The sequence below is a fragment of the Aneurinibacillus sp. XH2 genome, from assembly GCF_001439585.2.
Classification (GTDB): Bacteria; Bacillota; Bacilli; order Aneurinibacillales; family Aneurinibacillaceae; genus Aneurinibacillus; species Aneurinibacillus thermoaerophilus.
The window spans coordinates 1,421,399-1,445,351 of sequence record NZ_CP014140.1; the positions used below are offsets into that span (position 1 = coordinate 1,421,399).

At 48.3% G+C, this 23,953-nt stretch carries 21 protein-coding genes; 16 read left to right on the forward strand and 5 right to left on the reverse strand.

Annotated features, from left to right (window positions below; translation table 11 throughout):
- The first annotated feature begins 87 nt into the window (after positions 1–87).
- The 6 genes from rlmN (at position 88) to spoVM (ending at position 5,726) form a co-directional block, all read left to right on the forward strand.
- On the forward strand, positions 88–1,128 hold the full coding sequence (rlmN, locus tag ACH33_RS06945) for a dual-specificity RNA methyltransferase RlmN (protein WP_057898349.1): 1,041 nt from the start codon (positions 88–90) through the stop codon (positions 1,126–1,128).
- A gap of 14 nt (positions 1,129–1,142) precedes the next feature.
- Positions 1,143–1,886 carry a Stp1/IreP family PP2C-type Ser/Thr phosphatase gene (locus ACH33_RS06950; protein ID WP_057898350.1) on the forward strand — a complete coding sequence of 248 codons (744 nt, stop codon included), beginning with the start codon at positions 1,143–1,145 and terminating at the stop codon, positions 1,884–1,886.
- Between the two features lie 17 nt (positions 1,887–1,903).
- The gene (gene pknB, locus ACH33_RS06955) at positions 1,904–3,895 is read left to right on the forward strand and encodes a Stk1 family PASTA domain-containing Ser/Thr kinase (RefSeq protein WP_082706165.1); all 1,992 of its coding nucleotides are present in this window, start codon (positions 1,904–1,906) and stop codon (positions 3,893–3,895) included.
- Between the two features lie 18 nt (positions 3,896–3,913).
- Positions 3,914–4,789: a ribosome small subunit-dependent GTPase A gene (rsgA, locus tag ACH33_RS06960; protein WP_057898352.1), complete on the forward strand. Its 876-nt coding sequence runs from the start codon at positions 3,914–3,916 to the stop codon at positions 4,787–4,789.
- Between the two features lie 4 nt (positions 4,790–4,793).
- Positions 4,794–5,453, forward strand: a complete 660-nt coding sequence (rpe, locus tag ACH33_RS06965; RefSeq protein WP_057898353.1) for a ribulose-phosphate 3-epimerase — start codon at positions 4,794–4,796, stop codon at positions 5,451–5,453.
- A gap of 195 nt (positions 5,454–5,648) precedes the next feature.
- Positions 5,649–5,726 (forward strand): stage V sporulation protein SpoVM, encoded by a 78-nt coding sequence (gene spoVM / locus ACH33_RS18635; RefSeq protein ID WP_082706166.1) that lies wholly within the window; start codon positions 5,649–5,651, stop codon positions 5,724–5,726.
- A gap of 233 nt (positions 5,727–5,959) precedes the next feature.
- Here spoVM and rpmB read toward each other — a convergent pair whose 3' ends face one another.
- Positions 5,960–6,148 (reverse strand): 50S ribosomal protein L28, encoded by a 189-nt coding sequence (gene rpmB / locus ACH33_RS06970; RefSeq protein ID WP_057898354.1) that lies wholly within the window; start codon positions 6,146–6,148, stop codon positions 5,960–5,962.
- Between the two features lie 320 nt (positions 6,149–6,468).
- On the opposite strand from rpmB, the gene sdaAB reads away from it, so the two are divergent.
- From sdaAB to recG, 3 genes are read left to right on the forward strand one after another with little or no spacing between them, the layout of a single operon-like run.
- Positions 6,469–7,131 carry an L-serine ammonia-lyase, iron-sulfur-dependent subunit beta gene (sdaAB, locus tag ACH33_RS06975; RefSeq protein WP_057898355.1) on the forward strand — a complete coding sequence of 221 codons (663 nt, stop codon included), beginning with the start codon at positions 6,469–6,471 and terminating at the stop codon, positions 7,129–7,131.
- Between the two features lie 53 nt (positions 7,132–7,184).
- Complete coding sequence (gene sdaAA, locus ACH33_RS06980) at positions 7,185–8,081, forward strand: L-serine ammonia-lyase, iron-sulfur-dependent, subunit alpha (RefSeq protein WP_057898356.1); 897 nt, start codon at positions 7,185–7,187, stop codon at positions 8,079–8,081.
- Positions 8,074–10,134, forward strand: a complete 2,061-nt coding sequence (recG, locus tag ACH33_RS06985) for an ATP-dependent DNA helicase RecG (protein WP_057900281.1) — start codon at positions 8,074–8,076, stop codon at positions 10,132–10,134. The genes sdaAA and recG overlap by 8 nt, the downstream gene beginning before the upstream one ends.
- On the opposite strand, the gene ACH33_RS06990 is transcribed toward recG, so the two are convergent.
- Positions 10,131–10,655 (reverse strand): MgtC/SapB family protein, encoded by a 525-nt coding sequence (locus tag ACH33_RS06990; RefSeq protein WP_322787627.1) that lies wholly within the window; start codon positions 10,653–10,655, stop codon positions 10,131–10,133. The two genes, recG and ACH33_RS06990, sit on opposite strands and share 4 nt — an antisense overlap.
- Positions 10,656–11,000: 345 nt before the next feature.
- On the opposite strand from ACH33_RS06990, the gene rsmD reads away from it, so the two are divergent.
- Positions 11,001–11,555, forward strand: a complete 555-nt coding sequence (gene rsmD, locus ACH33_RS06995) for a 16S rRNA (guanine(966)-N(2))-methyltransferase RsmD (RefSeq protein WP_057898357.1) — start codon at positions 11,001–11,003, stop codon at positions 11,553–11,555.
- A 16-nt stretch (positions 11,556–11,571) separates the two neighbouring features.
- Positions 11,572–12,060 (forward strand): pantetheine-phosphate adenylyltransferase, encoded by a 489-nt coding sequence (gene coaD, locus ACH33_RS07000; RefSeq protein ID WP_057898358.1) that lies wholly within the window; start codon positions 11,572–11,574, stop codon positions 12,058–12,060.
- A gap of 17 nt (positions 12,061–12,077) precedes the next feature.
- Here coaD and ylbJ read toward each other — a convergent pair whose 3' ends face one another.
- Complete coding sequence (gene ylbJ, locus ACH33_RS07005) at positions 12,078–13,310, reverse strand: sporulation integral membrane protein YlbJ (protein WP_057898359.1); 1,233 nt, start codon at positions 13,308–13,310, stop codon at positions 12,078–12,080.
- A gap of 126 nt (positions 13,311–13,436) precedes the next feature.
- Between ylbJ and ACH33_RS07010 the strand changes: the two genes are divergently transcribed.
- Both ACH33_RS07010 and ACH33_RS07015 read left to right on the forward strand, forming a co-directional pair.
- Positions 13,437–14,219 carry a patatin-like phospholipase family protein gene (locus tag ACH33_RS07010; RefSeq protein ID WP_057898360.1) on the forward strand — a complete coding sequence of 261 codons (783 nt, stop codon included), beginning with the start codon at positions 13,437–13,439 and terminating at the stop codon, positions 14,217–14,219.
- Entirely contained in the window at positions 14,216–15,304 is a 1,089-nt protein-coding gene (locus ACH33_RS07015; protein ID WP_236781982.1) for a SepM family pheromone-processing serine protease, read from the forward strand. The genes ACH33_RS07010 and ACH33_RS07015 overlap by 4 nt, the downstream gene beginning before the upstream one ends.
- Positions 15,305–15,307: 3 nt before the next feature.
- Here ACH33_RS07015 and ACH33_RS07020 read toward each other — a convergent pair whose 3' ends face one another.
- Complete coding sequence (locus ACH33_RS07020; RefSeq protein WP_057898362.1) at positions 15,308–16,555, reverse strand: nucleotidyltransferase; 1,248 nt, start codon at positions 16,553–16,555, stop codon at positions 15,308–15,310.
- 164 nt (positions 16,556–16,719) lie between these two features.
- On the opposite strand from ACH33_RS07020, the gene ACH33_RS07025 reads away from it, so the two are divergent.
- Together ACH33_RS07025 and rpmF are read left to right on the forward strand one after the other, a co-directional pair.
- Positions 16,720–17,253 (forward strand): YceD family protein, encoded by a 534-nt coding sequence (locus ACH33_RS07025; protein WP_082705939.1) that lies wholly within the window; start codon positions 16,720–16,722, stop codon positions 17,251–17,253.
- Positions 17,254–17,363: 110 nt separating this feature from the next.
- Positions 17,364–17,540, forward strand: a complete 177-nt coding sequence (gene rpmF, locus ACH33_RS07030; protein ID WP_057898364.1) for a 50S ribosomal protein L32 — start codon at positions 17,364–17,366, stop codon at positions 17,538–17,540.
- Between the two features lie 160 nt (positions 17,541–17,700).
- Here the strand turns inward: rpmF and ACH33_RS07035 are convergent, their stop codons facing one another.
- Positions 17,701–23,442 (reverse strand): S8 family serine peptidase, encoded by a 5,742-nt coding sequence (locus tag ACH33_RS07035; protein ID WP_057898365.1) that lies wholly within the window; start codon positions 23,440–23,442, stop codon positions 17,701–17,703.
- A 180-nt stretch (positions 23,443–23,622) separates the two neighbouring features.
- Between ACH33_RS07035 and ACH33_RS19830 the strand changes: the two genes are divergently transcribed.
- Entirely contained in the window at positions 23,623–23,877 is a 255-nt protein-coding gene (locus tag ACH33_RS19830; RefSeq protein ID WP_057898366.1) for an aldo/keto reductase, read from the forward strand.
- The last annotated feature ends 76 nt before the right edge of the window (positions 23,878–23,953 follow it).

The following is a 23,953-nucleotide window of genomic DNA, read 5'->3' on the forward strand; positions in this document are numbered from 1 at the left end:
GTATTTTATGCTTCCTTTTTCTTTTTGCAAATTATTTGTGATACAATATGATGTGAACTTTTTGAGGAAGATATGGTGATTTAAAGCATGAAATCTTTTATTTATAGCTTAACCTTGCCCGAATTGCAAGAATGGATGCAGCAAAATGGAGAGAAAGCGTTTCGCGCCGGGCAGGTATTTGATTGGCTATATGTCAAGAGGGTGGGTTCATTCGCTGAGATGACCAACCTGTCCAAAGCGCTGCGCGAGAAGTTGGATGCATCATTTAGCATGGATGCGCTGCGCGAGATTACACGTCAAGTTTCACAAGACGGAACGGTGAAGTTCCTTTTTTCACTACATGACGGCCATGCCATTGAAACGGTCATCATGCGTCATAATTACGGCAACAGTATTTGCGTTACAACTCAAGTTGGCTGCCGCATCGGTTGCACATTTTGTGCCTCAACGCTCGGCGGCCTGAAACGCAATCTGGAAGCGGGCGAGATTGTCGCCCAGGTGCTGACGGCACAAAAAGCGCTTGATCCGGAAGGACAGCGGGCTAGCCATGTGGTTGTGATGGGCATCGGTGAGCCGTTTGAAAACTATGATGCGCTGTTGTCATTCCTCCGCATTATCAATGATAAGAAAGGATTAAACATCGGTCAGCGGCACATTACGGTATCAACAAGCGGTATCGTGCCGTACATTTACCGGTTTGCCGACGAAAAAATGCAGGTCAATCTGGCGATTTCTTTGCACGCGCCGAATGCGGAAATTCGCACGCGCCTTATGCCGGTGAACCGCCGTTATCCGATGGATGAACTGATGCGTGCCTGCGAGTATTATATTAAAACAACCGGGCGCCGTCTGACTTTCGAGTACGGCTTGTTTGGCGGGGTTAACGACCAGCCCGGGCACGCGGAAGAGCTGGCCGAATTGCTGGATGGCATGCTGTGCCATGTGAATTTAATTCCAGTTAACTATGTCCCGGAACGCAACTATGTACGCACCGCGCGCAACGACATTTTCAAGTTCCTAAGAATTTTGCAAGCAAAAGGTATTAACGCCACGATTCGCCGGGAACACGGCAGCGATATCGCTGCGGCCTGCGGCCAACTGCGGGCCCAGCACGCTAAACAGACGTAGGGGTGAGGATACGGATGGAGTCAGTCATACAAACGCATATCGGTTGTGTGAGACAAACAAATGAGGATTCCGGGCGAGTTCAGCGCTACGATAATGGATGGATTCTTGGAATTGTGGCTGATGGTATGGGCGGCCACCAAGCAGGGGATGTTGCCAGCCAGATGGCGGTGGACATCATTTGCGACTCGCTGCGCGAAGTGGCCGACCATCTTACGCCGAACGAATTGCAGCAAAAACTAAATGATGCGATTCAACTTGCCAACGAGCGAATTCTCGCGTACGCACAGGAGCATGAAGAATGCCACGGCATGGGAACAACGGTCGTTATCGCGCTCATGAACCGGCAGCTTGGCGTTCTCGCACATGTCGGAGACAGCCGAATTTACCGGTATAGTCACGGAATTTTGCAGCAGATCACGAACGATCATACGCTTGTGAATGAGCTTTTGCGCAATCACCAAATCACGCAGGATGAAGCGGCCAACCACCCGCGACGCAATATTTTGACCCGCGCTCTTGGCACGGACAAAAAGGTGAAAGCCGACTTTAGCATTTTGCATTGGGATACGGGCGATACGCTGCTTCTTTGTTCTGATGGGCTCTCCGGCAAAATCAGCGGAGAGACGATCGCGTCCGTACTCGCGAACGGTTCCCTGAAAGAAATGGCGGACGAGTTGATTGCCCGGGCATTAAAAGCGGGTGGAGAAGATAACATTACGGTTATCCTTCTGCGCAATCAACCGGAGGCTGGAGAATGAAAGGGGGGAGCCTGCAAATGATTGGAAAACGAATCGGAGGCCGCTATGAGATCGAGCAAAAAATTGGGGAAGGCGGCATGGCCATTGTCTATCGTGCGCGCGATACGCTATTGAATCGTACGGTCGCGCTTAAAGTGCTGCGCTCCCAGTTCGGCAACGATGACGATTTTGTGGCCCGCTTTCATCGGGAAGCCCAGGCGGCGGCGAGCCTATCGCATCCACACGTAGTAAATATATATGATATCGGTCAGGAAGATGATATGTACTACATCGTAATGGAGTATGTGGAAGGGATGACGCTGAAGCAGTACATCAATGAACACGCTCCCCTCGATGTGAAAGAAGCGGTGGACATTGCGATCCAGATTTGTGATGCGCTTGACCATGCCCATCAGAATGAATTAATTCATCGCGACATTAAGCCGCACAATATTCTTATTAACAAGTTCAGGCGCATTAAAGTTACCGACTTTGGAATTGCCCGGGCCGTCTCATCTGTCACGATCACGCATACCGGTTCCGTACTCGGTTCTGTTCATTATTTTTCGCCGGAACAGGCAAAAGGCATTGCGGCCGGCGCCAAGTCCGATTTATATTCTCTCGGGGTTGTATTATACGAGATGCTGACGGGTGAACTTCCTTTTTCCGGGGATTCGCCGATTAGTGTGGCGCTGAAGCATTTGCAGGAACCGTATGTGCGGCCGCGCAAGTTGCGTCCAGAAATTCCGCAAAGCGTGGAAAACATTATCGTTCGCGCGATGGCTAAAGAGCCGATGTACCGGTATGAATCGGCGCGCGAAATGCTTGAGGATTTGCGGACGTGTTTGACTTCTGAACGGAGAAGCGAGGCGCCTTATGTTCTGCCGGAGAAATACGCGCCGGAAGAAGATCCGGAGATTACCCGCGTGATTCCGGCTATCAAACCTGAGATGCTGCGCAAACGTTCGTGGGATGAAGAAGAAGGGCATACGATTCGTGAGATTCCGGCGGTGAGTGCCGCGGAAAAAGCGCCCGTACAGGAAGAGGAAGAAGAGACGGAAGAGCGGGCGAGGCCGGTTCCGTGGAAAAAGGCGATTGGCTGGACGGGTGGTATTCTGCTGTTTTTTGTGCTGGTAGGCGCTAGCATATTTTACGGTTTCTCTTGGTTGGGCGTACCGCCTGACGTAGTCGTACCGTCGGTGCAAAATCTACCGCTGGAAGAAGCGCGCCAGAAGCTTGAGGCCGTTCATCTGAAGCCGGCGATTCAGGAACAGTTTGATAACACGGTAGAGGCAGGACATGTTATTAAACAGAATCCGGTGGCCAACATGCCGGTAAAAGAAGGCACCGAAGTCCAGCTTATTGTCAGCAAGGGCAAGCCGAAGGCGACAATGCCAAATTTCGTCGGCCAGAATATTGACGAAATCGAAAGCCAGCTTGCAGGTAAATATAAAGACTATAAAATTGAAAAAGAACCGAGTGAAGAACAGCCTGCCGGCACAATTCTCAGGCAAACGCCAGCTGCCGGCACAGAAATCGTCGCGGGCGAAACTGAAGTTCGGCTGGTCGTAAGCGATGGACAGGATAAAGTAACCATGCCGAATTTGGTCGGGTTGACAGAAGAAGAAATGAAGGCAAAAATGGAAAGATTAGGTTTACGCCTTCAGCTTGAACGGGCGCCGAGCTACAAACCGGAAGGAATGGTTATCGAGCAGTCGTATCGACCGGATAATCGCTTGGAGAGAGGCACGTGGGTGCGTGTGACGGTAAGTTCCGGTCTGCCGGAAGAAGCGCGCCGCGTGAAGGAAGAAGTGGATGTTTATCTGAATCCAGGCGAAAAAGCAAACATCGAGATTAAAGTAACGGATGCCACCGGGGAGAATAAGACCATAGAAAATTACACCATCACGCAAAGCATCAAGTTTCAAATCCCGGTCGTTCTTTCGCCTTCGAAAGACGCACTCATCCAGGTGTACAAGGATGGACAATTGTACCAGGAAAAACAAGTCAGATACAGCGATTTTCAATAACATAGTTGGAGGGGTCTCATGCCGCAGGGCCGTATTGTAAAAGTGCTGGCCGGCTACTACTATGTGCAGGATGGGGATCAGTGCTGGCGGTGCCGAGCCAGGGGAGTATTCCGGAAAAAAGGCATAACGCCGCTTGTCGGGGACGAAGTCGTATACGAAGCGAATGGAACAGAAGGGACAGTAACCGAAGTTTTGCCGCGGACGAGCGAATTAATCCGTCCGCCCATCGCTAATATCGATCAGGCGATACTCGTATTTTCCCTTGTCGAACCCGACTTTAATCCGCAATTGCTGGATAAATTTCTTGTGCACACAGAAGCGGCCGGAGTGGATGCAGTGATTTGTTTGACAAAGGCCGATTTAGTGCCGAACATAAGCGAAATTGAGCGCGTCTGGGCCTATTGTGAAGCTATCGGCTATCCGGTCGCTGTAACCAGTTCGAAAAGCAAAAGCGGAATAGAAGAAATCCGCGCCCGTCTGCGCGGACATCTCTCTGTTTTTGCCGGACAATCCGGCGTCGGGAAGTCTTCGCTTTTAAACGCGTTGTTCAACGAATTAAACCTTGAGACGGCGCCGATTAGCCAGAAGCTGGGTCGCGGGCGTCATACAACCCGCCATGTGGAATTAATCCGTTTGCCGGAAGGCGGCTGGGTGGCGGATACGCCCGGTTTTAGTTCGCTCGATTTTCAGGCGATTGCAGCGGGTGAACTGGGGCTGTATTTTAAGGAAATGCGCTCAAGGCTTGGTGAATGCAAGTTCCGGGGCTGCTTGCATGTAAACGAGCCGAATTGCGCCGTGCGCGCCGCTGTCGAAGCGGGGGAAATCCAGCCTGCGCGTTATCAGCATTACGTAGAGTTTTTACAGGAAATTAAGGATAGAAAGCCGAGGTACTAGACATATGGTTAAGATTGCACCTTCCATTCTTTCCGCGGATTTTGCCCGCTTGGGAGAGGAAATTAAAGAGGTTGAACAGGGAGGAGCGGATTGGATTCATGTCGATGTAATGGATGGGCATTTCGTGCCGAATCTGACTATCGGTCCGTTGGTTGTCAAGGCAATCCGTCCGCATACGAACCTGACGCTTGATGTTCATCTAATGATTGAGAATGCGGATTTCTACATTCCTGAATTTGCAAAGAGCGGCGCCGATATGATTACCGTGCATCAGGAAGCGTGCGTGCATCTGCACCGCACGATCTACCATATTAAAAATCAGGGCGTGAAGGCGGCCGTATCGCTAAATCCGGCGACGCCGGTATCCACGCTTGAGCACATACTCGAAGACATTGACATGGTGCTGTTGATGTCGGTCAACCCGGGCTTTGGCGGCCAGAAGTTTATCCCGGAAGTTGTGCGCAAGATAAAGCAACTGAGAGAGTTGCTTGTGGAGCGCGGCCTGGAAGATAAAGTAGAGATTCAAATTGATGGCGGTATCAACGCAGAGACAGCGCCGCTTGTCGTGGAAGCAGGCGCGACTTGCCTTGTGGCCGGTAACGCTATCTTCGGACAGCAGGATCGCGCTCGGGCAATTCGGGAAATCAGGCAGGCGTGCGAATGACAGAAGGCCCGGAAATTCTCCTTTCTTTATGTTAAAGAAAGGAGAATTTTTTTATTCTTTTTTATCGGTTTTCATAAATCCCCTGAATCGATCATATGTTAAATCGAGCGAATAAATGAAAATCGCAGATGATACACATCTGAGGAACCAAGGTGAATATACTAAATTGTACCTGAATTAAGGGGAGGGGTCATCATGAAGTTTTATACCATTAAGCTGCCGAAGTTTCTCGGAGGATTGATTCGCGCGATTCTCGGCGGAGGAAAACGATGAGGCGGCGCAAGACATGAAAAAGCACCATAAATCAGGTGCTTTTCTGTCTTAATAAGAAAGAAAACGATCGTGGTCTGTTAACCACAAGTCCTGACGTGAAAACAGCTTGTCAACGCCATGGCGAACTGAGGGAGTATGAAGGAAAGGAGGATGCTTCTCAAACAATGAAAAAGAACCTGCCATAAATAGCAGGTCCCGTCCGGACGCAACTTGATGCGCTACGGTTTTCTTTATTAAACACGGGTAACTAAACCAGAGCGTAACGCTTTTGTGCTTACGTATACGCGCTTCGGCTTACCATCCACTAGGATGCGCACTTTTTGCACGTTTACGCCCCATTTGCGCTTGTTTGCGCGGTTGGAGTGGCTGCGTTTATTACCGGTTCCTGCCCGCTTTCCAGTTACGTAACATACACGTGCCATTTATTTCCACCTCCCTGAGATGCAGTCACACAAAATGACTCTCTTTGCATACTTAAACATAATATCATACGCGCTGTTTAAAAGCAAGCAATCTGTCAATGGTTTATCCTTTACATCGTTAGAGGATGCGCCTGCACTCTATGTGAATGAACCGTCGTAGGTTAAGGCGGATGCGGGAAGACAAAAATTGTAAGAATAGTTTTGCTATGGAGGTTGGGGTTGTCAGCCTTGATGCTGTATAAAGTATAATATGAATAATAGATATTGCGTTCCTATCATGCTTGATGATAGGAATATTTTTATTGTAAGGGGGAAACGTTTTGAAATATCGCTCCGTATTTGACATTATTGGCCCGGTGATGATCGGACCTTCCAGTTCACATACAGCGGGGGCGGCTCGTATTGGCAGAGTGGCACGCGTGTTGTTCGGCAGGGCGCCGGAAAGAATCGATATTACTTTTTTCGGTTCGTTTGCCAAGACGCACAAAGGTCATGGAACGGATATTGCGATTGTCGGCGGTGTGCTGGGTTTTGATACATCGGATAAACGGATCGTTGATTCGCTGGAGATTGCCCGCCGCTCCGGCGTGTCGGTAGTGTTTCATATAGATGAAGAAGAAATTACCCATCCGAACATGGCGCGGATCAAGTTGCAGGATAAGGAAGAAAGCCTTGAAATTACGGGAATCTCCATCGGTGGGGGAAAAATTGAGATTACGGAAATTAACGGTTTTACGGTAAAGCTTTCAGGAAATTCTCCTGCTTTGCTTGTACTGCATAAAGACCGATTCGGCATGATTGCCAGCGTTTCCAATGTGTTAACAAGATGGCAAATGAATATCGCGGCAATGGAAGTGGCCCGTAAATCCAAAGGAAGCGAGGCATTGATGGTAATAGAAACAGACCAGGATTTGCCGGAGGATGCAGTGCGCGAAATTGAAGCGATTCCCCATGTGCTGAAAGCGTCGCTGCTGTCGCTTTAGACTTGAAACAAACATGAAAACGAAAAAAGAAATCCGTAAAGGAGAATGAGAAGATGCAGTTTAAGACGGTTGCTGAGCTTGTCCAGCTTTCTGCTCACGAGAATAAACCCATTTCAGAAATTATGATTTTGGCTGAAATAGAAGTTTCAGGCCGGACACGGGAGGCCATTATGCAGGAAATGTACCGAAATCTTGAAATAATGGAGCAGGCGGTACAGCGCGGAACTATGGAGAAAGTGGCTTCACGCAGCGGATTAAGCGGGGGCGATGCTCGAAAGTTGCAGGCATATATTAAAAAAGGAAAAACGCTGGCTGGAGCGGAGGTGTTGGATGCGGTAAGCAAGGCGATTGCGACCAACGAAGTGAACGCGGCGATGGGCACGATTGTAGCAACACCGACAGCGGGCGCCTGCGGCATTATTCCAGGCACATTGTTCTCGATTGCGCCGCGTTTGCAGGCGACTCGCGAAGCCATGGTACGTTATTTGTTTACCGCGGGCGCTATCGGTTATGTGATTGCCAATAATGCTTTTATTGCGGGCGCTACAGGCGGTTGCCAAGCGGAGGTAGGATCGGCTACAGCTATGGCTGCTGCGGCGATTGTTGAAATGGCCGGTGGCACCGCGGAACAATCGGCGCATGCAACCGCCATTGCGCTGAAAAATTTGCTCGGCCTTGTATGTGATCCAGTAGCCGGTTTAGTTGAAGTGCCATGCGTAAAGCGGAACGCTATGGGGGCGGCGATCGCCACCGTGGCAGCCGATATGGCTTTGGCCGGTATCAAGAGCCGGATTCCCTGTGATGAAGTTATTGATGCGATGTACCGGATCGGCAAAACGATGCCGCATGCTTTAAGAGAGACTGCGTTAGGAGGGTTAGCGGCTACGCCGACAGGAAAAGCATTGGAGGCGAAAATTTTCGGTGGGCCGCTTAAGGGAAAAAGTGAGTAACAAATTATTGCAGCCCGTCACCGCGCTCAAAGGCATCGGGGCGGAGCGGGCGCTTGATCTCGAAGCGCTCGGCATCCGCACCATCGAAGATTTGCTCGAACACTTTCCGTATCGTTACGAAGACTACCGGGTGCGGGATGTAAGCGAGGCGGAAGACGGGGAAAAGATTACGATTGTCGGAACGGTATATGGCGAGCCCGTCGTCCGGTTCTATGGCCAGAAGAAATCGCGTTTGTCGGTGAAAGTGGTGGTAGACAGGGTGGTGCTGACCGCCATCTGGTTCAACCGCCACTTTTTGAAGCAACAGCTGCGTGCCGGGCGCGAGATTATGCTATCCGGAAAGTTTGAGCGGGCGCGTTTGCAAATAACAGTAAGTGAACACTATTTTCTTGATACGGGAAAAAAGGTACCGAAAGAAGGAACCATTGAGCCGGTCTATTCGACGACCGCCAATATTCAAGTAAAACAAATGCGCCGCTGGGTGGCGGAAGCGTTAAGAGAATACGGGGGAGCGGTGGAAGAAATTCTACCGCCTTACCTCGTGCAAAAATATAAGCTTGCTTCCCGGGCGGAGGCCATTCGCAATATTCATTTTCCGACAAGCATTGCAGCCGGCAAACAGGGTCGGCGCAGGCTGGCATTCGAGGAGTTGTTTTTATTTCAGTTAAAGCTTGCAGCTTACCATGCGATGAACCGGAGAGCGAGCGATGGGATGGCGCAGAAAATACCGCTCGACAAGGTGCGCGCTTTTGTTCGGAGCTTGCCGTTTTCACTGACAAACGCCCAGAAGCGGGTGATCAAAGAGATACTGGATGACATGCAGGCGAAATACCGGATGAATCGTCTGCTTCAGGGAGACGTGGGCTCCGGAAAAACAGTAGTGGCAGCCATTGCCCTGTTTGCCACCGCTTCTGCGGGATTTCAAGGCGCATTGATGGTGCCGACAGAAATTCTTGCCGAGCAGCATTATGCGACGCTTAAGCAATTGCTTGAGCCGCATCGGATTGAAATCGCCTTATTATCCGGCAGTGCAACGGCGCGTCAGCGCCGCGACATTCTGGCTGGGTTACAATCCGGGATGATTCATATTGTGGTTGGCACGCATGCTCTCATTCAAGAAGATGTGTATTTCAGAGAACTTGGACTGGTCATTACGGACGAGCAGCACCGTTTCGGGGTAGAGCAGCGTCGTATTTTGCGGGAAAAAGGCTTGCATCCGGATGTGCTGTTTATGACTGCAACCCCGATTCCGCGGACGCTTGCCATTACCGCGTTTGGAGATATGGACGTATCGACCATCGATGAATTGCCGGCCGGCCGCAAGCCGGTAGAAACATACTGGGTGAAGCATGAGATGCTGGATCGGATCTTGGCCTTTATGCGTAAAGAATTGGATAAAGGGCGCCAAGCATATGTCATTTCCCCATTGATCGAGGAATCAGAAAAGCTGGATTTACAGAATGCTATCGATGTGCATGCGCAGTTAAGCCATTATTTCTCCGGAAAGTATAAGGTGGGGTTGATGCACGGGCGGCTGCCCGCAAAGGAAAAGGATGAAGTCATGCAGCAGTTTAGCCGGGGCGAGGTGCATGTGCTTGTTTCGACGACGGTGGTAGAAGTCGGAGTCAACGTACCGAATGCCTCTTTGATGGTTATATACGATGCCGAACGTTTTGGGCTCGCCCAATTGCACCAGTTGCGTGGCCGCGTGGGCCGTGGCTCGGAACAGTCATACTGCATCTTGATTGCCGATCCAAAAACGGAAGTCGGCAAGGAGCGGATGCGCATTATGACTGAGACGAACGACGGTTTCGAAGTGGCGCGTCGCGATCTGGAATTACGCGGCCCCGGAGATTTTTTTGGCACTAAACAGAGCGGGTTGCCAGAGTTTAAAGTGGCTGATGTTGTGCAGGATTATCGGATGCTTGAAGTAGCCCGTCAGGAGGCGGCCGATATGGTGAGCCGTCCTGCTTTTTGGGTTGGTCCGGAGTATGCGAAGCTACGCGAATATTTAAAGCGGGATGAGTATTTCCTAGAAAGAATAAAAGACTAAGATTCTGCGTGTTCTTCTTCCTCTTCCTCGTCTTCTTCCTGGTGGGTGGAAAGCAGGGGAGAGTGTTCCAATCGGTGCCCGATAATAATGACAAGATACATGAGGAGCATGGCGAACGCTGTCATGCCATAATAGCCGGCTCCGATGCTGATGCCGATGCCGCCCGCGAAAAACACCATGGCAGCGGATGTAAGCCCTTTGACAGAACGGCCACGCTGAATGATAAGACCGGCACCAAGAAAGCCGAGCCCGCTTACGATCTGAGCGGTGAGACGCATGGGATCCATCATTGTATGCCCGGCGACGGAGTAGCGCTCCACCGTGTGTATGGACACAAGCGTAAGCAGCGTGGAAGCGACCGTGACAAACGTATATGTTTTAATACCGGCAGGTTTGGAACGGCTTGTACGTTCCAGCCCGATCGCAAATCCAAAAAAAGCGCTCAACAGCAGACGGACGTACATTTCCCAATGTTCATGGGAAATCACTGCTTGAATAATACTATTTACAAAATGTTGCAATGAACTTCACCTCTCTCCGTGTTTTCTATCTTACCACATTCTATTCTATGGGAAATAAGATAAAAAAAAAACCGCCCGGCAATCATACAGGGCGGGCAAGCCAAACGCGTAATCGTTTGGCTTGCATAATGGGAGAGGAGAAACCGGAGGAAGAGCTTATGGGGAAACGTAAGTCTTCTCCGCGGTTGTCGGCAGCACGGAAGCCCGTGCTGCTGTTATTATTTTGGTCGGCTTCAGCTCATAATATACATACAAAAGTAAGAAAAGGCTTTAATTATTTACCAAGATATTTCGTTTGTGTTATACTAACGACGGTTAAAAACGGAAAATAGTGGAGTGGAAGCGATGCGAGTGATAGCTGGCTCGAAAAAAGGGCATCCGCTGCAAGCTGTGCCCGGCAAAAGTACACGCCCAACGGTGGATAAAGTAAAAGAGGCGATTTTTAGTATGATAGGTCCTTATTTTGAAGGGGGACTGGTTCTTGACTTGTACGCAGGCACGGGCGGGCTTGGCATCGAGGCATTGAGCCGGGGGGCGGAACGCTGCATTTTTATCGATGCAAACCGTAAGGCGGTTCACGTTATTTTTCAAAATCTTGGGACGACCGGTCTGCGCGATCAGGCAGAAGTGTACCGAAACGATGCGAACCGGGCTTTGAATGCGCTTAAAAAGCGGAAGCTTTCGTTTCGTATTGTGTTCCTTGATCCTCCGTATGCCGAGCAGCAAATCGAAAGCCAGATTGCGATGATGATTGATTACAGGTTGCTTGCGCCGGGCGCCGTTATTGTCGCAGAGCACGATGCCAAAGATATGCTATGCAACCGGATTGGCGGTGTCGTTAAGATAAAAGAAGTAACGTATGGACAAACGACAATTACCATTTATAAGAATGAGGGATAAAAAGGAGTGGGTATAGATGAGTATTGCGGTTTGCCCGGGAAGCTTTGACCCGGTTACATACGGGCACCTTGACATTATCCAGCGAGGTGCGAAAGTATTTGATAAGGTGATTGTGGCGGTATTAATTAATCGCAATAAAACGAATCCGGTTTTTACGATTGAAGAGCGGCTAGAACTTTTGCGCGAGGCGACGAAAGGGATGCCGAACGTGGAAGTGGACACATTTAATGGCCTGCTTGTCGAGTACATGCATACGAAAGGCGCGAAAGCGATTATCAAGGGTCTCCGCGCCGTTTCGGACTTTGAATATGAGATGCAGATGGCATCTATCAACCGCCTGTTGGATCATAACATCGAAACGTTTTTTATGATGACGAATAATCAGTACTCTTTCTTAAGTTCCAGCATTGTAAAAGAGGTTGGCAAATACGGTGCAGACGTTAGCAGTCTGGTGCCGCCGGTGGTGGAAAAGGCGCTGCGTGAAAAATTTGGAGAACCCCGTTAAAACGGGGTTTTTCGCTTCTATTTTTTGGAGGTGAAAGCGCCGAGCAGAAGGAACAGCCAGGTAGAGAGCATAAGCGTTGCACATACCAGCAGGGAAAGCGTCTGGGGGGAGGATAATGTCCAGAGTGAATCGCGCGCTGGGTCAAATGAAGACAGCCATACCGGAAGCGCTCCGTTGGCGCTTTGCTGTAGCTTGTTATACAGGAATGAGCCGATGGTATACGTGAACAGGAAGGAAAATAGTGCGTGGCACAGGCGGGCAAACAGGAACGGCAAATAGCGAATATCCGTTTCTGCAAGCAGGCTGGCCACTTGGGCATGCACAGAAAGCCCACCCCAAGCCAGAATGGCACTTGTCACCGCCATTATGAGCGCGGGCGGCTGGGAGGTGGACAGTTCGCTTGCCTGTTTCGCGCCGAGCGTGACTTCAAATAAGCCGTAGATGAACGCCTGGGCCGTTTCGAACGGATATCCGAAGAAAGAAAGTGTGGCGCCAAGTATATTAGAGAATAGAGCGATTAAACCGAGCTTCATAAATAGGGCGAGCAGGACAGAAAAAAGAAGGATAAACCCGCCGACAACGAGCTGAGTTTGGATCGATGTCATTACGGCATCGCCCATGAGCTTGCCGAACGTCCGTCCATCCTGTAAGCGGGCACGGTGCATGGCGACGAGCGCCCGTAAAAAAATTGGCCTTGATGTATCTGGATTATATGGTGTACGGGCAGCTTTGCGATCATGGAGCGACATGATGAATCCGACGAGAATGGCGGAAAGGTAATGTGATATTAGCAGGATAAGTCCGATCTTCGCATTGTGAAAAAAACCGATGGAGACCGCGCCGGTAATAAAGACAGGATCAGATGTCGTAGTATAGGATACGAGGCGTTCACCTTCGGCACGTGAAATGAGATTTTTTTCGCGCAGACGGACGGTGAGCTTGGCGCTGATCGGATAGCCGGATGCAAAGCCCATCGTCCACACGAATGAACCTGATCCGGGAATGTTGAATATCGGGCGCATGAGCGGTTCAAGCAGAACGCCCATGAAATTGGCGAGGCCTAGGCCGAGCAAAATCTCTGAGGTGATGAAAAACGGAAGCAATGCCGGAAAGACGACATCCCACCAGATTTTCAAGCCGCGTAGTGCGGCCAAAAACGACGTTTTCGGGAAGAGTAGTAAACTTGCCGCAAGAAAAAAGGAGCATAGGGCGAACAGAAGGGTGACCATATAAGGTTTTATCGTACGCATGCAAATTCTCCTTACTTTATCCAACTTCTTCTCACACTTATATATGTACGAGCTTGCATTCTAAATTAGACCTGCTCCTAATACGGGCATACGGCGGAGAAAAGAAAACGGAGAAATGGAGGGAAGATGATGTCGCGAATCGGTTTGGCCTTGGGATCGGGCGGTGCGCGCGGATTTGCGCATATCGGAGTGCTGGAAATACTGGAAGAACACGGCATTAGACCGGCCTTTTTGGCTGGAAGCAGTATGGGAAGCCTTGTTGCTTCGCTGTATGCATGCGGATTTACGCCTTCCATGATGGAAAAGCTGGCCGTTCATTTAAAACGGAAGCATTGGCTTGATTTATGTGTTCCTGGCATGGGGTTTGTCGTCGGGGAGAAGTTACGCCATATTGTAGAATTGCTGACACGCGGCAAAAATATTGAAGAGTTGGATCGCCCGCTGTCCATTGTTGCCGCGGATCTCATTTCAGGTGAACGCGTGGTTTTTACGGAAGGGCCTGTGTACGAAGCGGTACGCGCCAGCGTTTCCATTCCGGGTATTTTTGTTCCGCATAAAATAGGAAATCGGTTATTAGTGGACGGAGGTGTCGTGGATCGCGTGCCGATTGAGCTTGTCCGAAGCATGGGTGCAGACTTGACCATTGGGGTCGATGTTTCACTCGCGCCTTCAGGCAGCCCGATTCGTTCACTTTTTGATGTGATATTCCAGACGATTGATGTAATGGAGCGGGAAATTTTCCGCCACCGCACCGTACATGCGGACATTATGATCCGCCCGGATGTAGGTCGGTTTAGCTCGACTTCCTTTACGAATGTCGCTCAGATTATTGAAGAAGGACGAAAAGCGGCGCGGTTGATGATACCGCATATTCAAGAGAAAATAGAAGAATGGAGGAAACAAGCATGATTCGCCACCGGCGTTTTTTTGCAAGCCGTTGGACACGGTTTATTGTGGCCGTACTGATCGCAGCGGTGCTGGCCGCAATAGCGTTTAGTCCAACGCCTTATTATATTGTCCAACCAGGCTCAGCTATCGAGCTTGAACCGATGGTAACCGTCGAAGGAGGAGAGAAAGATGAAAAAGGCGTGCTTATGCTGACGACGGTTCGTATGGGCAAAGCCAACGTGCTGGGCTATTTGTATGCCAAAATTAGCCCGTATGCGGAACTGATTAATGAAAAGGCTATTCACAGCCCCCATGAAACGGATGAGCAGTACAATCGACGTGAGTTGCAGGAAATGAAACATTCGCAGGAAAATGCGATGATCGTTGCGTTCCGCAAAGCGGGGCTGCCAGTCAAAATCAATGAGCGTGGCGCGCTTGTCGTTTTTTTAATTCCGAATATGCCGGCAGAAAAATATTTGAAGATTGGTGATGTGATTATTGGGGTGGACGGAAAGAACATCAAAAACGCTAAGCAATTGCTCACCTCCCTAAAAGGCAGACAGGCCGGGGAAAAAGTGAAGCTTACATATATCCGCGACGGACACGCGAAAACCGTGGAGATGACGTTAAAGGCATTGCCGCAGGCGCCAGGCGAAAAAATACGGGGCGGCATTGGCATCGCCTACCCTGACCCGGATGGCGCGGTAACAGCCCGGGATGTAGAGTTGCCGAAAAGGGTAACCATTCAAACCGAGAATATTGGCGGCCCTTCTGCCGGCATGATGTTTACGCTGGAAATTATCAACCAGCTTATGCCAGGTGATTTGACGAAAGGATACCGCATTGCCGGCACAGGAGAGATTCATGAGAATGGAACGGTAGGTCCGATCGGCGGGGTTGAGCACAAAGTGCGGGCCGCCGACAAAATGAAAGCCGATATTTTCTTTGTGCCGGACAATCCGGTGCCACCGGGCAGCAAAGCGCGCTCCAATTATGCCGACGCGAAAGCGGAAGCCGAAAAGCTTAACACCGGTATGAAAATCGTGCCCGTGCGCACGGTGGATGATGCTATCCGCTATTTAGAAAGCTTACCGCCTAAGCAATAAAGACTAGACATGGTTTTCATACTGCAGTGGGGGTTGCCAGAATTCCCGCTGCATTTCTTTTTTTCTTATGCATTGAGGATAGCCGAGCGCGTAAATAGCGCCCGCCTGTACATCAAGCGAAAGCATCGGATGCCTGTTTTTGGGAACACGGGTAATTACGGGCAAGGCGCTTACTTCTTTCATTTTTTTCAGCAGTTTTCGTCCTATTTCGTTAAAGCCGAGAACACGAATATAGGTTGGGCCTGGTGCGCATTCCGCGCGCGCCATTTTTTCGCGCGTTAGGTTGAGCATACTATACAAAAGCAAGCGTTGCAGCCGATTCCATGTGTACCGCTTTGTTTTAAGCGCGTTCATGAGTTCGAAGAACGAATCGGTTCCCGGAAGAACCTGTAGCAGACGGCGTTCGATTCCTTCATTCATTTCATGAATGGTGGCCAGCTCTTCTGGCCAGCGAGTGAGCAACTGGTGTTGCAAGTAAGGGAAAAACCGTTCCCATGACATGGGGAAGCGTCCGGCTGCCTTTTCTTGCTTCAATACTTCAAGCGTACCTGCAGGCACGTATGGCAGAAGAACATCGAGTCCGACGTTTTCTCGTTCGAATATCATACGCCGTAGCGCGGTAGCGCTGGCGATGTTTTTATCAGTGATGTCTGTCTGATGGTATCCGGCTTTTTGTCGTTTAATAGTAACGGCTTTCATCGGGCTTTGCAGACGGTGAAGCGCCAGGCAATAATTTAGACCAAGAATATTATTCGGCTCTGCTGCATGCCTGGTGTTTTCGGCTTCTTCGGTATCTGGTAACAGCATTTTAATCGCCCGCCCATACGCAGCAGGATAGCTTTTTCCCTGTGACAGTTCTTGCTTAAGTGCCGTTTGAAAAGCGGATGGTTCTTCCGCGAGACGCGCCGCCAGCTCTTTCATCCAGCTGATTTCTCCGCTTTCGGAGCCGAAGCAGACGGCGTCCACGACTCCGGTGGCGTGCAACGTAGCAATGGACCCGAATGCGAATCGTTCAGCGTTTTGCGTCGCATAGACGAATGGAAGTTCTAGCACAAGATCGACGCCGAGCCGAAGCGCCATATTCGCGCGAGCCCATTTGTTTACGATGGCCGGTTCGCCGCGTTGGAGAAAATGTCCGCTCATCACAGCTACGATTGCATCGGCGCCCGTCCGTTTTTTGGCTTCTACAAAATGGTATGCGTGACCGTTATGTAACGGGTTGTATTCGACAACGATCCCTACCGTTTTCATGTCATTCACCTTCGTTTTTGTTTCAATATAAAGGATGAATCGTCCCTTGGCAACGCTTCTTTCTTTCCTTGCTGGAGCGGCACCTGATAAGGGAGGAAGGTTGTCAAGATTGTTTCCTTGACATAATAGTGAGAGGAAAGATATAATAATTTTCGTTGCTCGAAATGAGGTGGCAAATGGTGAAGTTTAGGAAAAATCAATTGCTTCAACTACGCGGTGGAAAGCTTCCCCTTGAAGAAACCGTCGATTTGCATTTGAAGCGGAAGCACCCGCAAATTGTGGAGGCAAAGCCAGCACGTTTTATAGGAGAAGCGCATGCGACATCGGGGCTTTTCATTATCGAAGGACAAGTGTCCGGCGAGCTTACGATAGAATGTGCCCGGTGTTTAAAACGATTTCCTTACTCCTATAATGCAAGTAGTAAGGAAATGTTTATGGATGAAGATCAGATTGAATTCGGAGTCGATGAAGAGATGGAAATTCATCCGCTTGAGAGTGATGAAATTGATGTGACACCATACCTAGAAGCAACGGTACTCTTGTCTTTACCGCACACGATTGTGTGCAGCGATGACTGCAAAGGCCTGTGCCCGGAATGCGGAGCGAATCGTAATGAAAAAGATTGTGGTTGCGTTGTGGAACGCATTGATCCACGTTTGGCTGTGCTGGGTGAACTTTTTGGAAAGCAAGATAAATAAAAGCTTTTCATTTGTACAAAAATCAGGTATGATAATTGTTGTGCTTTGATGGATAACTTGTCCCATCAAATAGATGCTTTGATTGCGATCTTGTGAAGGGGGTGGGATTCATGGCAGTACCTTTTAGACGGACTTCAAAAACTCGCAAAAGAAAGCGTCGGACTCACTTCAAACTGGAAGTGCCTGGCATGGTAAAATGCCCTGAGTGCGGCGAAATGAAGCTTGCTCACCGCGTATGCAAAAGCTGCGGAACTTACAAAGGAACACAAGTTGTTAACAATGCTTAATGGTTGACACATGGGAGGCAGAATAATACTTTACTCATTCTGCCTCCTTTATTTGTTGGATAGAAACAGGGCAGTTGATTATCTCTGGTTTGATTAACTTTAAAAAATAAAGAACCCCTTAATAGCAAGGGGTTCCAATTGACACCGAATCGCTCTTTCTCTACTTTGTTTTATTTATTTTGTCCAGAGCCCGTTTCAGTAGCACCGCGCCTTCTGCACGGGTGGCATAAGCCTGTGGAGCGTATTCATCGCTTCTTCGTCCTGCCGCAATGCCTGCTTTCACTGCTGCGGCCACATCTTTCTCTGCCCATAGAGAAATTTCTTTTCGATCCTTGAATTTGCGAAGCAATTCGCTCTTCTCATTCTCGCTTACTTCATTTTCCACTTGTTTATACTTTAGAGCACGGGCCATCAAAGCGGAAATTTCCTGACGGGTAATTTTCTGATCCGGATAGAAACGACCATCCTTATAACCGCTGATTAATCCTGCTTTAGCTGCAGCCTGTACCGATTCGTAAGCCCAATGTTTAGGACTGAGATCTTTGAACGTTATCGCGCTGTCTTTATCTTCCTGCAATCCTAAGATACGCGCCAGCATAGCCGTGAACTCGGCCCGGGTAATCGGGCTGTTCGGAGCAAACTTGCCACCCCCAATACCTTTCACGTATCCTTGACTGACCATAAACTGAATATCCTGTTCCGCCCAGTGACCTCTCAAATCGGTTAACTCAAATGTTTGCATAACCTCATCCGTAATCAACAGGGCAAATCTGCCAAACTTGCCGGTGGTGAAGCTGATCGTACGAGTGGTAGGATTATACGTCCCTCCGATATAATCCCATCTCTTCGTATCCGGATTGAAACGGTGCGCATGAACCTGACCAGCCAGTGCAGCGGCATGCTCCTCCTTCGGAACGGGAAAATTTACCTGCAACTGCTCTGTAAATGTTTTGATACCTACAGCTTTACCAGCTTTCGTAATCGCAGTCACTCGCAGCTCAAAAATGGTTCCGACGACTTTTTTCACCATCGCCGCATTTTCCGCTGCGTCTGTCACGTTTTTCGCATCTGCCTCGTTTAAAGCTGTAGCTGAGAATTCAATAGTGGCTGTATCCTTTATCGGCAATTCAGTAAGTACGGCAGAAGGAATTGTAAACGTAACATTATTGAATTTTATCTCCAACGCTTTTTTCGTGTCTTTAATTGTCTTAAGTTGATTAACTGTCAAGGAAATGGCCGCTGTTTTATCTGATTCGATACGAATGACAGATGCATTGTTATCAAGCGCATTTTTCACCGCTTGATTTATCTGGTTATCGCTTACTGACTTCGTCTCCTCTTTAGCCGGAGTTGGCATCGGCTGCATGCTTCCACCGCCGCCACCTGCTCCGCCGCTGCCCGAGCCGCCGCTGCCTGATCCACCGCTGCCGCTACCTAGCACAGTAAATGTACCCTCTTGCAGTGTGGTAGTCACTGGTCCATTCGGCCCGGAAGCAAATGCCACCTCTACTCGGTAATTTCCTGGCTCAAGGTTTCCTAACGATTCGCTAAAGCCATTATAGTAAGCAGCCTTGCTCTCATTAAAAATTCTTGTTTCTTTTCCATCTGCTTGTTTCTTGTAGACACGAAGATATGGATAGATTTCCGTTACGGACGGGCCAGTGGGTTTCGTTTCCTCATGGTTGACGCTATATTCTACATCCTTACTGACTTTGATCTGTCCATTTGCCTGCAAGCGGACAGCAAGTGAGCCTTGTTCCTCTGTCTCACCTGCAGCGGCGCTCCAACTGCTATCTTCATCAATGAATGTGTAGACAACTTTGTTTCCATGTTTGTCCACAATTCCGGAACGTCCGGTCACCGCTTCTGTGCTTTTTATAGTCGTCTTATCGAGCAATAATTGCGGTACAAACTTACCGATCTGCCAGATTTTTTCTGCCCCGCGTGCAAATGACTGCTCTTTCGCTTCTTCCAAGAAATAATTCCATGTATACGCTGGATTCTCCTTATCTCCCAGCGTTAATTTCGTATCTAGATGATATGGAATATCTGCAGCTAAATAGAAAGTATGACCTACGGTGTTGAGTTCATTCATTTCATGACGATATGGGTTAAACGGGAAAAGACTTACTCCCCTGAAATCATGATATCCCGCTGTATCAGGTTCAAAAGTGATTTTTGCTGTCTTGGTACCATCCAGCAATACTTTGTTTACCGCTCCTTCGCTACCGGAAACAACCGCATCTTTTTGGAACAGGTAATAATTCACTTTCTTTCTTTCCCCAGTTTCAACAATGTAGTGACCGTCAAAGTGATACGTACCGGGCTCCAACCATACAACTTCTTTTTTATAGTCGTTGCCGGTAAATTGATAGAAAGGAACTTTCTTTCCTTCAACCAGCCCTGGGAAAATAATGCCGCGGTCTCGGCGAATCGGAGTTTGAATTGCTTTTCCGTTTTGATCTTGCGCACTGATTTCAACCCGCTGCATATTCTCTAGCTTTATCTCTTTCAGTTCTTCAAGCGTTGTGAATTGGCGGAAAGCGAACAAATACTCGCCTTTATTGGCGGCCCCATATTCTTTGTCTGTTAGAATATAGATGATTTTTGCCAGATTTCCGTTCTCTTTACTCGATAGCTTAATGTTATCTTCAATGGCAAGCTCTCCTGTAGTGGCATTAGCTTTACCTGTGAACGACTTCTCCCATATCATTTCGCCGCCGTCTTCTACTGAATGATAAATAGTTACATTGGCTGCGAATGGCTTACCATTCAATGTGGTTTTTATCGTTTTGTATTTCCGGTCATCTTTTACCGTATTCACCATATGAGCGGTTAGCTCTTTGCCGGCCAGCGGATTGTTCTGAAGCGTCAATTGAACATCATACTTACCCGGCGTAACGGTAGGCAGTACCACCGCCCAGAACGCCCAATAATAAAACTGGCGGAATTTGTTATTGTATATCGTAAAGTTATCCGCTTGACGCGTTACTTTAAAATTAGGGTAAATATTTCCAAAATAATATTCTTGCGTCTGCCAGCTATTACTTTGCTCATCAAGTCGGGAGACGGTTGGATTCTCTCCGTTCATATTCTGCTTTTTCCACAGTCCACTGCCTTCTAGAGAGCCTCGATACATACCGACAAGAAGATTGCCGTATGCATCGGTGAATTTTTGCTTTGTAAAGAAATATTCGAAACTTTTTTGAACCGTAAATTCGTCTTCCTGTGGCACATACTCTTTTCCCGTCTTTTTCAGGTGATTTTTCAACTCTTCCAAATCCGGGGCAAATTCTGCAAGAGTAAGCGTTCCGCCTACAGGGATGGACACCTTGCCGTTTGTCGGAACTTCCACTAACTTCTCTCCGGTTTCACCGGTACCGAATACATAAATCCAGTTTTGCCCGCCTTCTGGGTCTTTGACCTCAACATCGACCCAAAAATCATAAGACCCAGGTGTAACCCGCAGCTTCCTGCCGACGAGAACTTCGTCATTAATCCCGATCGTTTCTTCCGTTCCTTCATTAAACATGTAAAGAATGCCATTCACAATTTTATTCTCATTATTGCCGGGCGCTAACCCGACTTCACCCGCTTTTGAACCGTCGAATACGATGGTCGTTGCTTGTTCGATTTGTTTTGCCCGTTCATGTAAGAAGTACGTAGCCTCCGCTGCTTTACTGTAGGCAAATAAATTATATTTTCCTTTATTCATGAAAACCGTTGAGATAGAAGAACCTTCTTCATTTAAAGCCGTAGTCGTTCCAACGGTTATACCGTTATCATCGATGAGGGTTGCAAAATACTTTACGTTTTCCAGCTTCTTTTGATTTTCACCAAGCGTGTTAAGCGTAACCGGAACCGTTTCTTCTCCCCTGATCGTAAAGACTCCGGGGCCTTCTACTGTCTTATTATATAAAAATACGGTATTTCCTTCCGCAGCATCTGCATAATCAAACCCACCGTATACGACGATCGATACAGTTGTTAAATCTGTCACAATCGTTCCCGGCACTCGCGCGACTCCTAAACTATCTGTACTGCCCGACCATAGTAACTTATATGTATACGGAGCAGTGGCAGAAGAAGGGAACGGAGTCTCTTCCTGTGAAACAGGCGCTTTTGTATATATGCTTACTTTTGCTCCCGGCGCCTTGTTTCCCTCAGGGTCAAACACATTCAGCATAAGACCGTTTTTCGGATTGTTATTTACGATGACAGGTACGCTTGTACGCCCGATTTCCGCCTCTCCATTGTACGCAACCGCCCATACCGTGTACGAACCGTCGGCAATTTTTTTCGTATCCCATTTCGTATTGTAAAGCGTCTGTTCCCCTTGCTTATTAATAAGTGAAATCAAATTCTCTTCTTTCACTTCATCGAGATAAAAACGTACCGAATTGATAGTTTCGTCGGAAACCCGCGCTTGAATGGATACTTCTCCCATAACATGGCTATCTTTTGTCGGCTCGAGAATTTGAATGGCGGGCCGCTGCTCGGGATCTGTGATCGGATCGAGTGTTTTCGCCGCATTCAGCTTACCGTACCCGTATGTGTTATCGCGTCCGGCGGTACCTAAATCGGTAGCTGCCGCCGTTATTGCGTAAGCGATATCTGAAGCGGCCGCTCCCGGGTTCTGTAGCTTATATAGCGCCGCTACCGCTGCTGCATAAGGTGCAGCAAAAGATGTACCGCTTACTTTCACATAGTATCCTTTACTTTCATCACCCAGCGTCCCTTTTTCTTTTATCGTCGTAGTAATGATATCCACTCCCGGTGCTACGACATCAAGGGTGCTTCCTTGGTTGGAAAAATCGGCGATTTTATCTTTATCCTGTGTGATGGCACCTACCGTTAACACATCGGGCAGAGCCGCCGGGTATACAGCATCTACATTGGTAGCCGCATTTCCCGCAGCAGCGACGACAAGTATTCCTTTGTTCTGGGCATACTTGACGGCCTGCTCAATCGCTTTGCTATATTTGCCGCCCAAACTCAAATTGATAATATCGACACCTTGGTCGGCAGCGTACTGAATTCCGTTGGCAATATCAAAAGTACTTCCGGATCCTTTATCATGCATAACTTTAACGGGATATATCTTAACATCAGCAGAACCAACAGCTCCCGCTATTCCTTTTTGATTATTATAGAGGGCACTAATGATACCGGCTACCTGGGTACCGTGTCCGTGATCATCCTTACTGTCGCGATTCTCCGGATATAGCGTACCATCCGATTTTCTTTCAGCGAAGTTTTTTCCTTGCAATACCCGGCCGACTAAATCCGGATGGCTATCGTCTACGCCTGTGTCAATGACTGCCACCTTAACAGTGCCCGATAGCCCTGCTGTTTTTTCCCAGGCTTCTTCTGCTTTTATGTTTTTCAGCGCCCACTGCTGCTCGAAATACTCATCTGTGATTGCCTCTTGACTGGATGCATCGGAAAACACCATATATTCCTGGTTAGGCTCCGCATATTCCACAGCAGGATTTTGTTCCAGTTCTTCTATTACTTGCGCCATATCTTCCCCTGGTTGCAGGGTATATAGAGTCATTCCATTGTCTGCTTGCTCTACTTCCTGTACTCCCATCGTGGCAAGGGCAGCTCTTGCTTGCCTTTCTTTTCCTTTTTTATATTTAACGATAATTTCACCTGGACGTTCTTCTTCTGAAGCAATAGTTCCAGCCCCAGGCTTTACTGGCTCTACGATAATGCTATCAGCGGAAGTCGTTTTTTCCCCGTTCGCAAGAGGATTATCTTCCTCGAAAGCTGCTGTTGTCTCCAAGGTATTCTCTGCCTCTAAGGCTAGCCCTGTTCCCATGGGAAAGAGCATGGTAAAAACAAAGACGAAACTCAACAGCGATCCAACAAACCTGTGCCATTTTCTCTTTTGCAACATAATACACCTCTCCTAGAAAAAGCGTAACTCCCTCTTTTTAATACAAAAAAGCCTTAATTCGCCAAATCCATTGTGTTGGAAAAGACTTTTGTACAATTATTCAACTTTTTCTAACACAATTTCATTTGTATCCATCCCTTTTTTCACCTCTACTTTGAATTTTGTAGGATTTAAATGATTATGATAATCAATATCAATTTATATTTTTCTTATTTTTTTGTCAATATTTATTTAATTTGGAACGATAAACGGGACCAATTGATTTATAATTTGTTTGGGGACCATGACTTTTGGAATCAAGCCGACAAGCAAACTTTCTTTGCCATTATGGATAAAGCGTTTGAGGCAGGCGCAAACTTCTTTGATACGGCCGATGTATACCCGCTAGGCGGTAAAAAACTCGCTAGCTATGCCCGTCGGTTTTTCTTTGTCTGATTTGCTCGATTTTTGACTACTTTTCTGATGAAGCAGGAATTTATGATCCACACGCGAAAATAAGTGGAAAAAATCA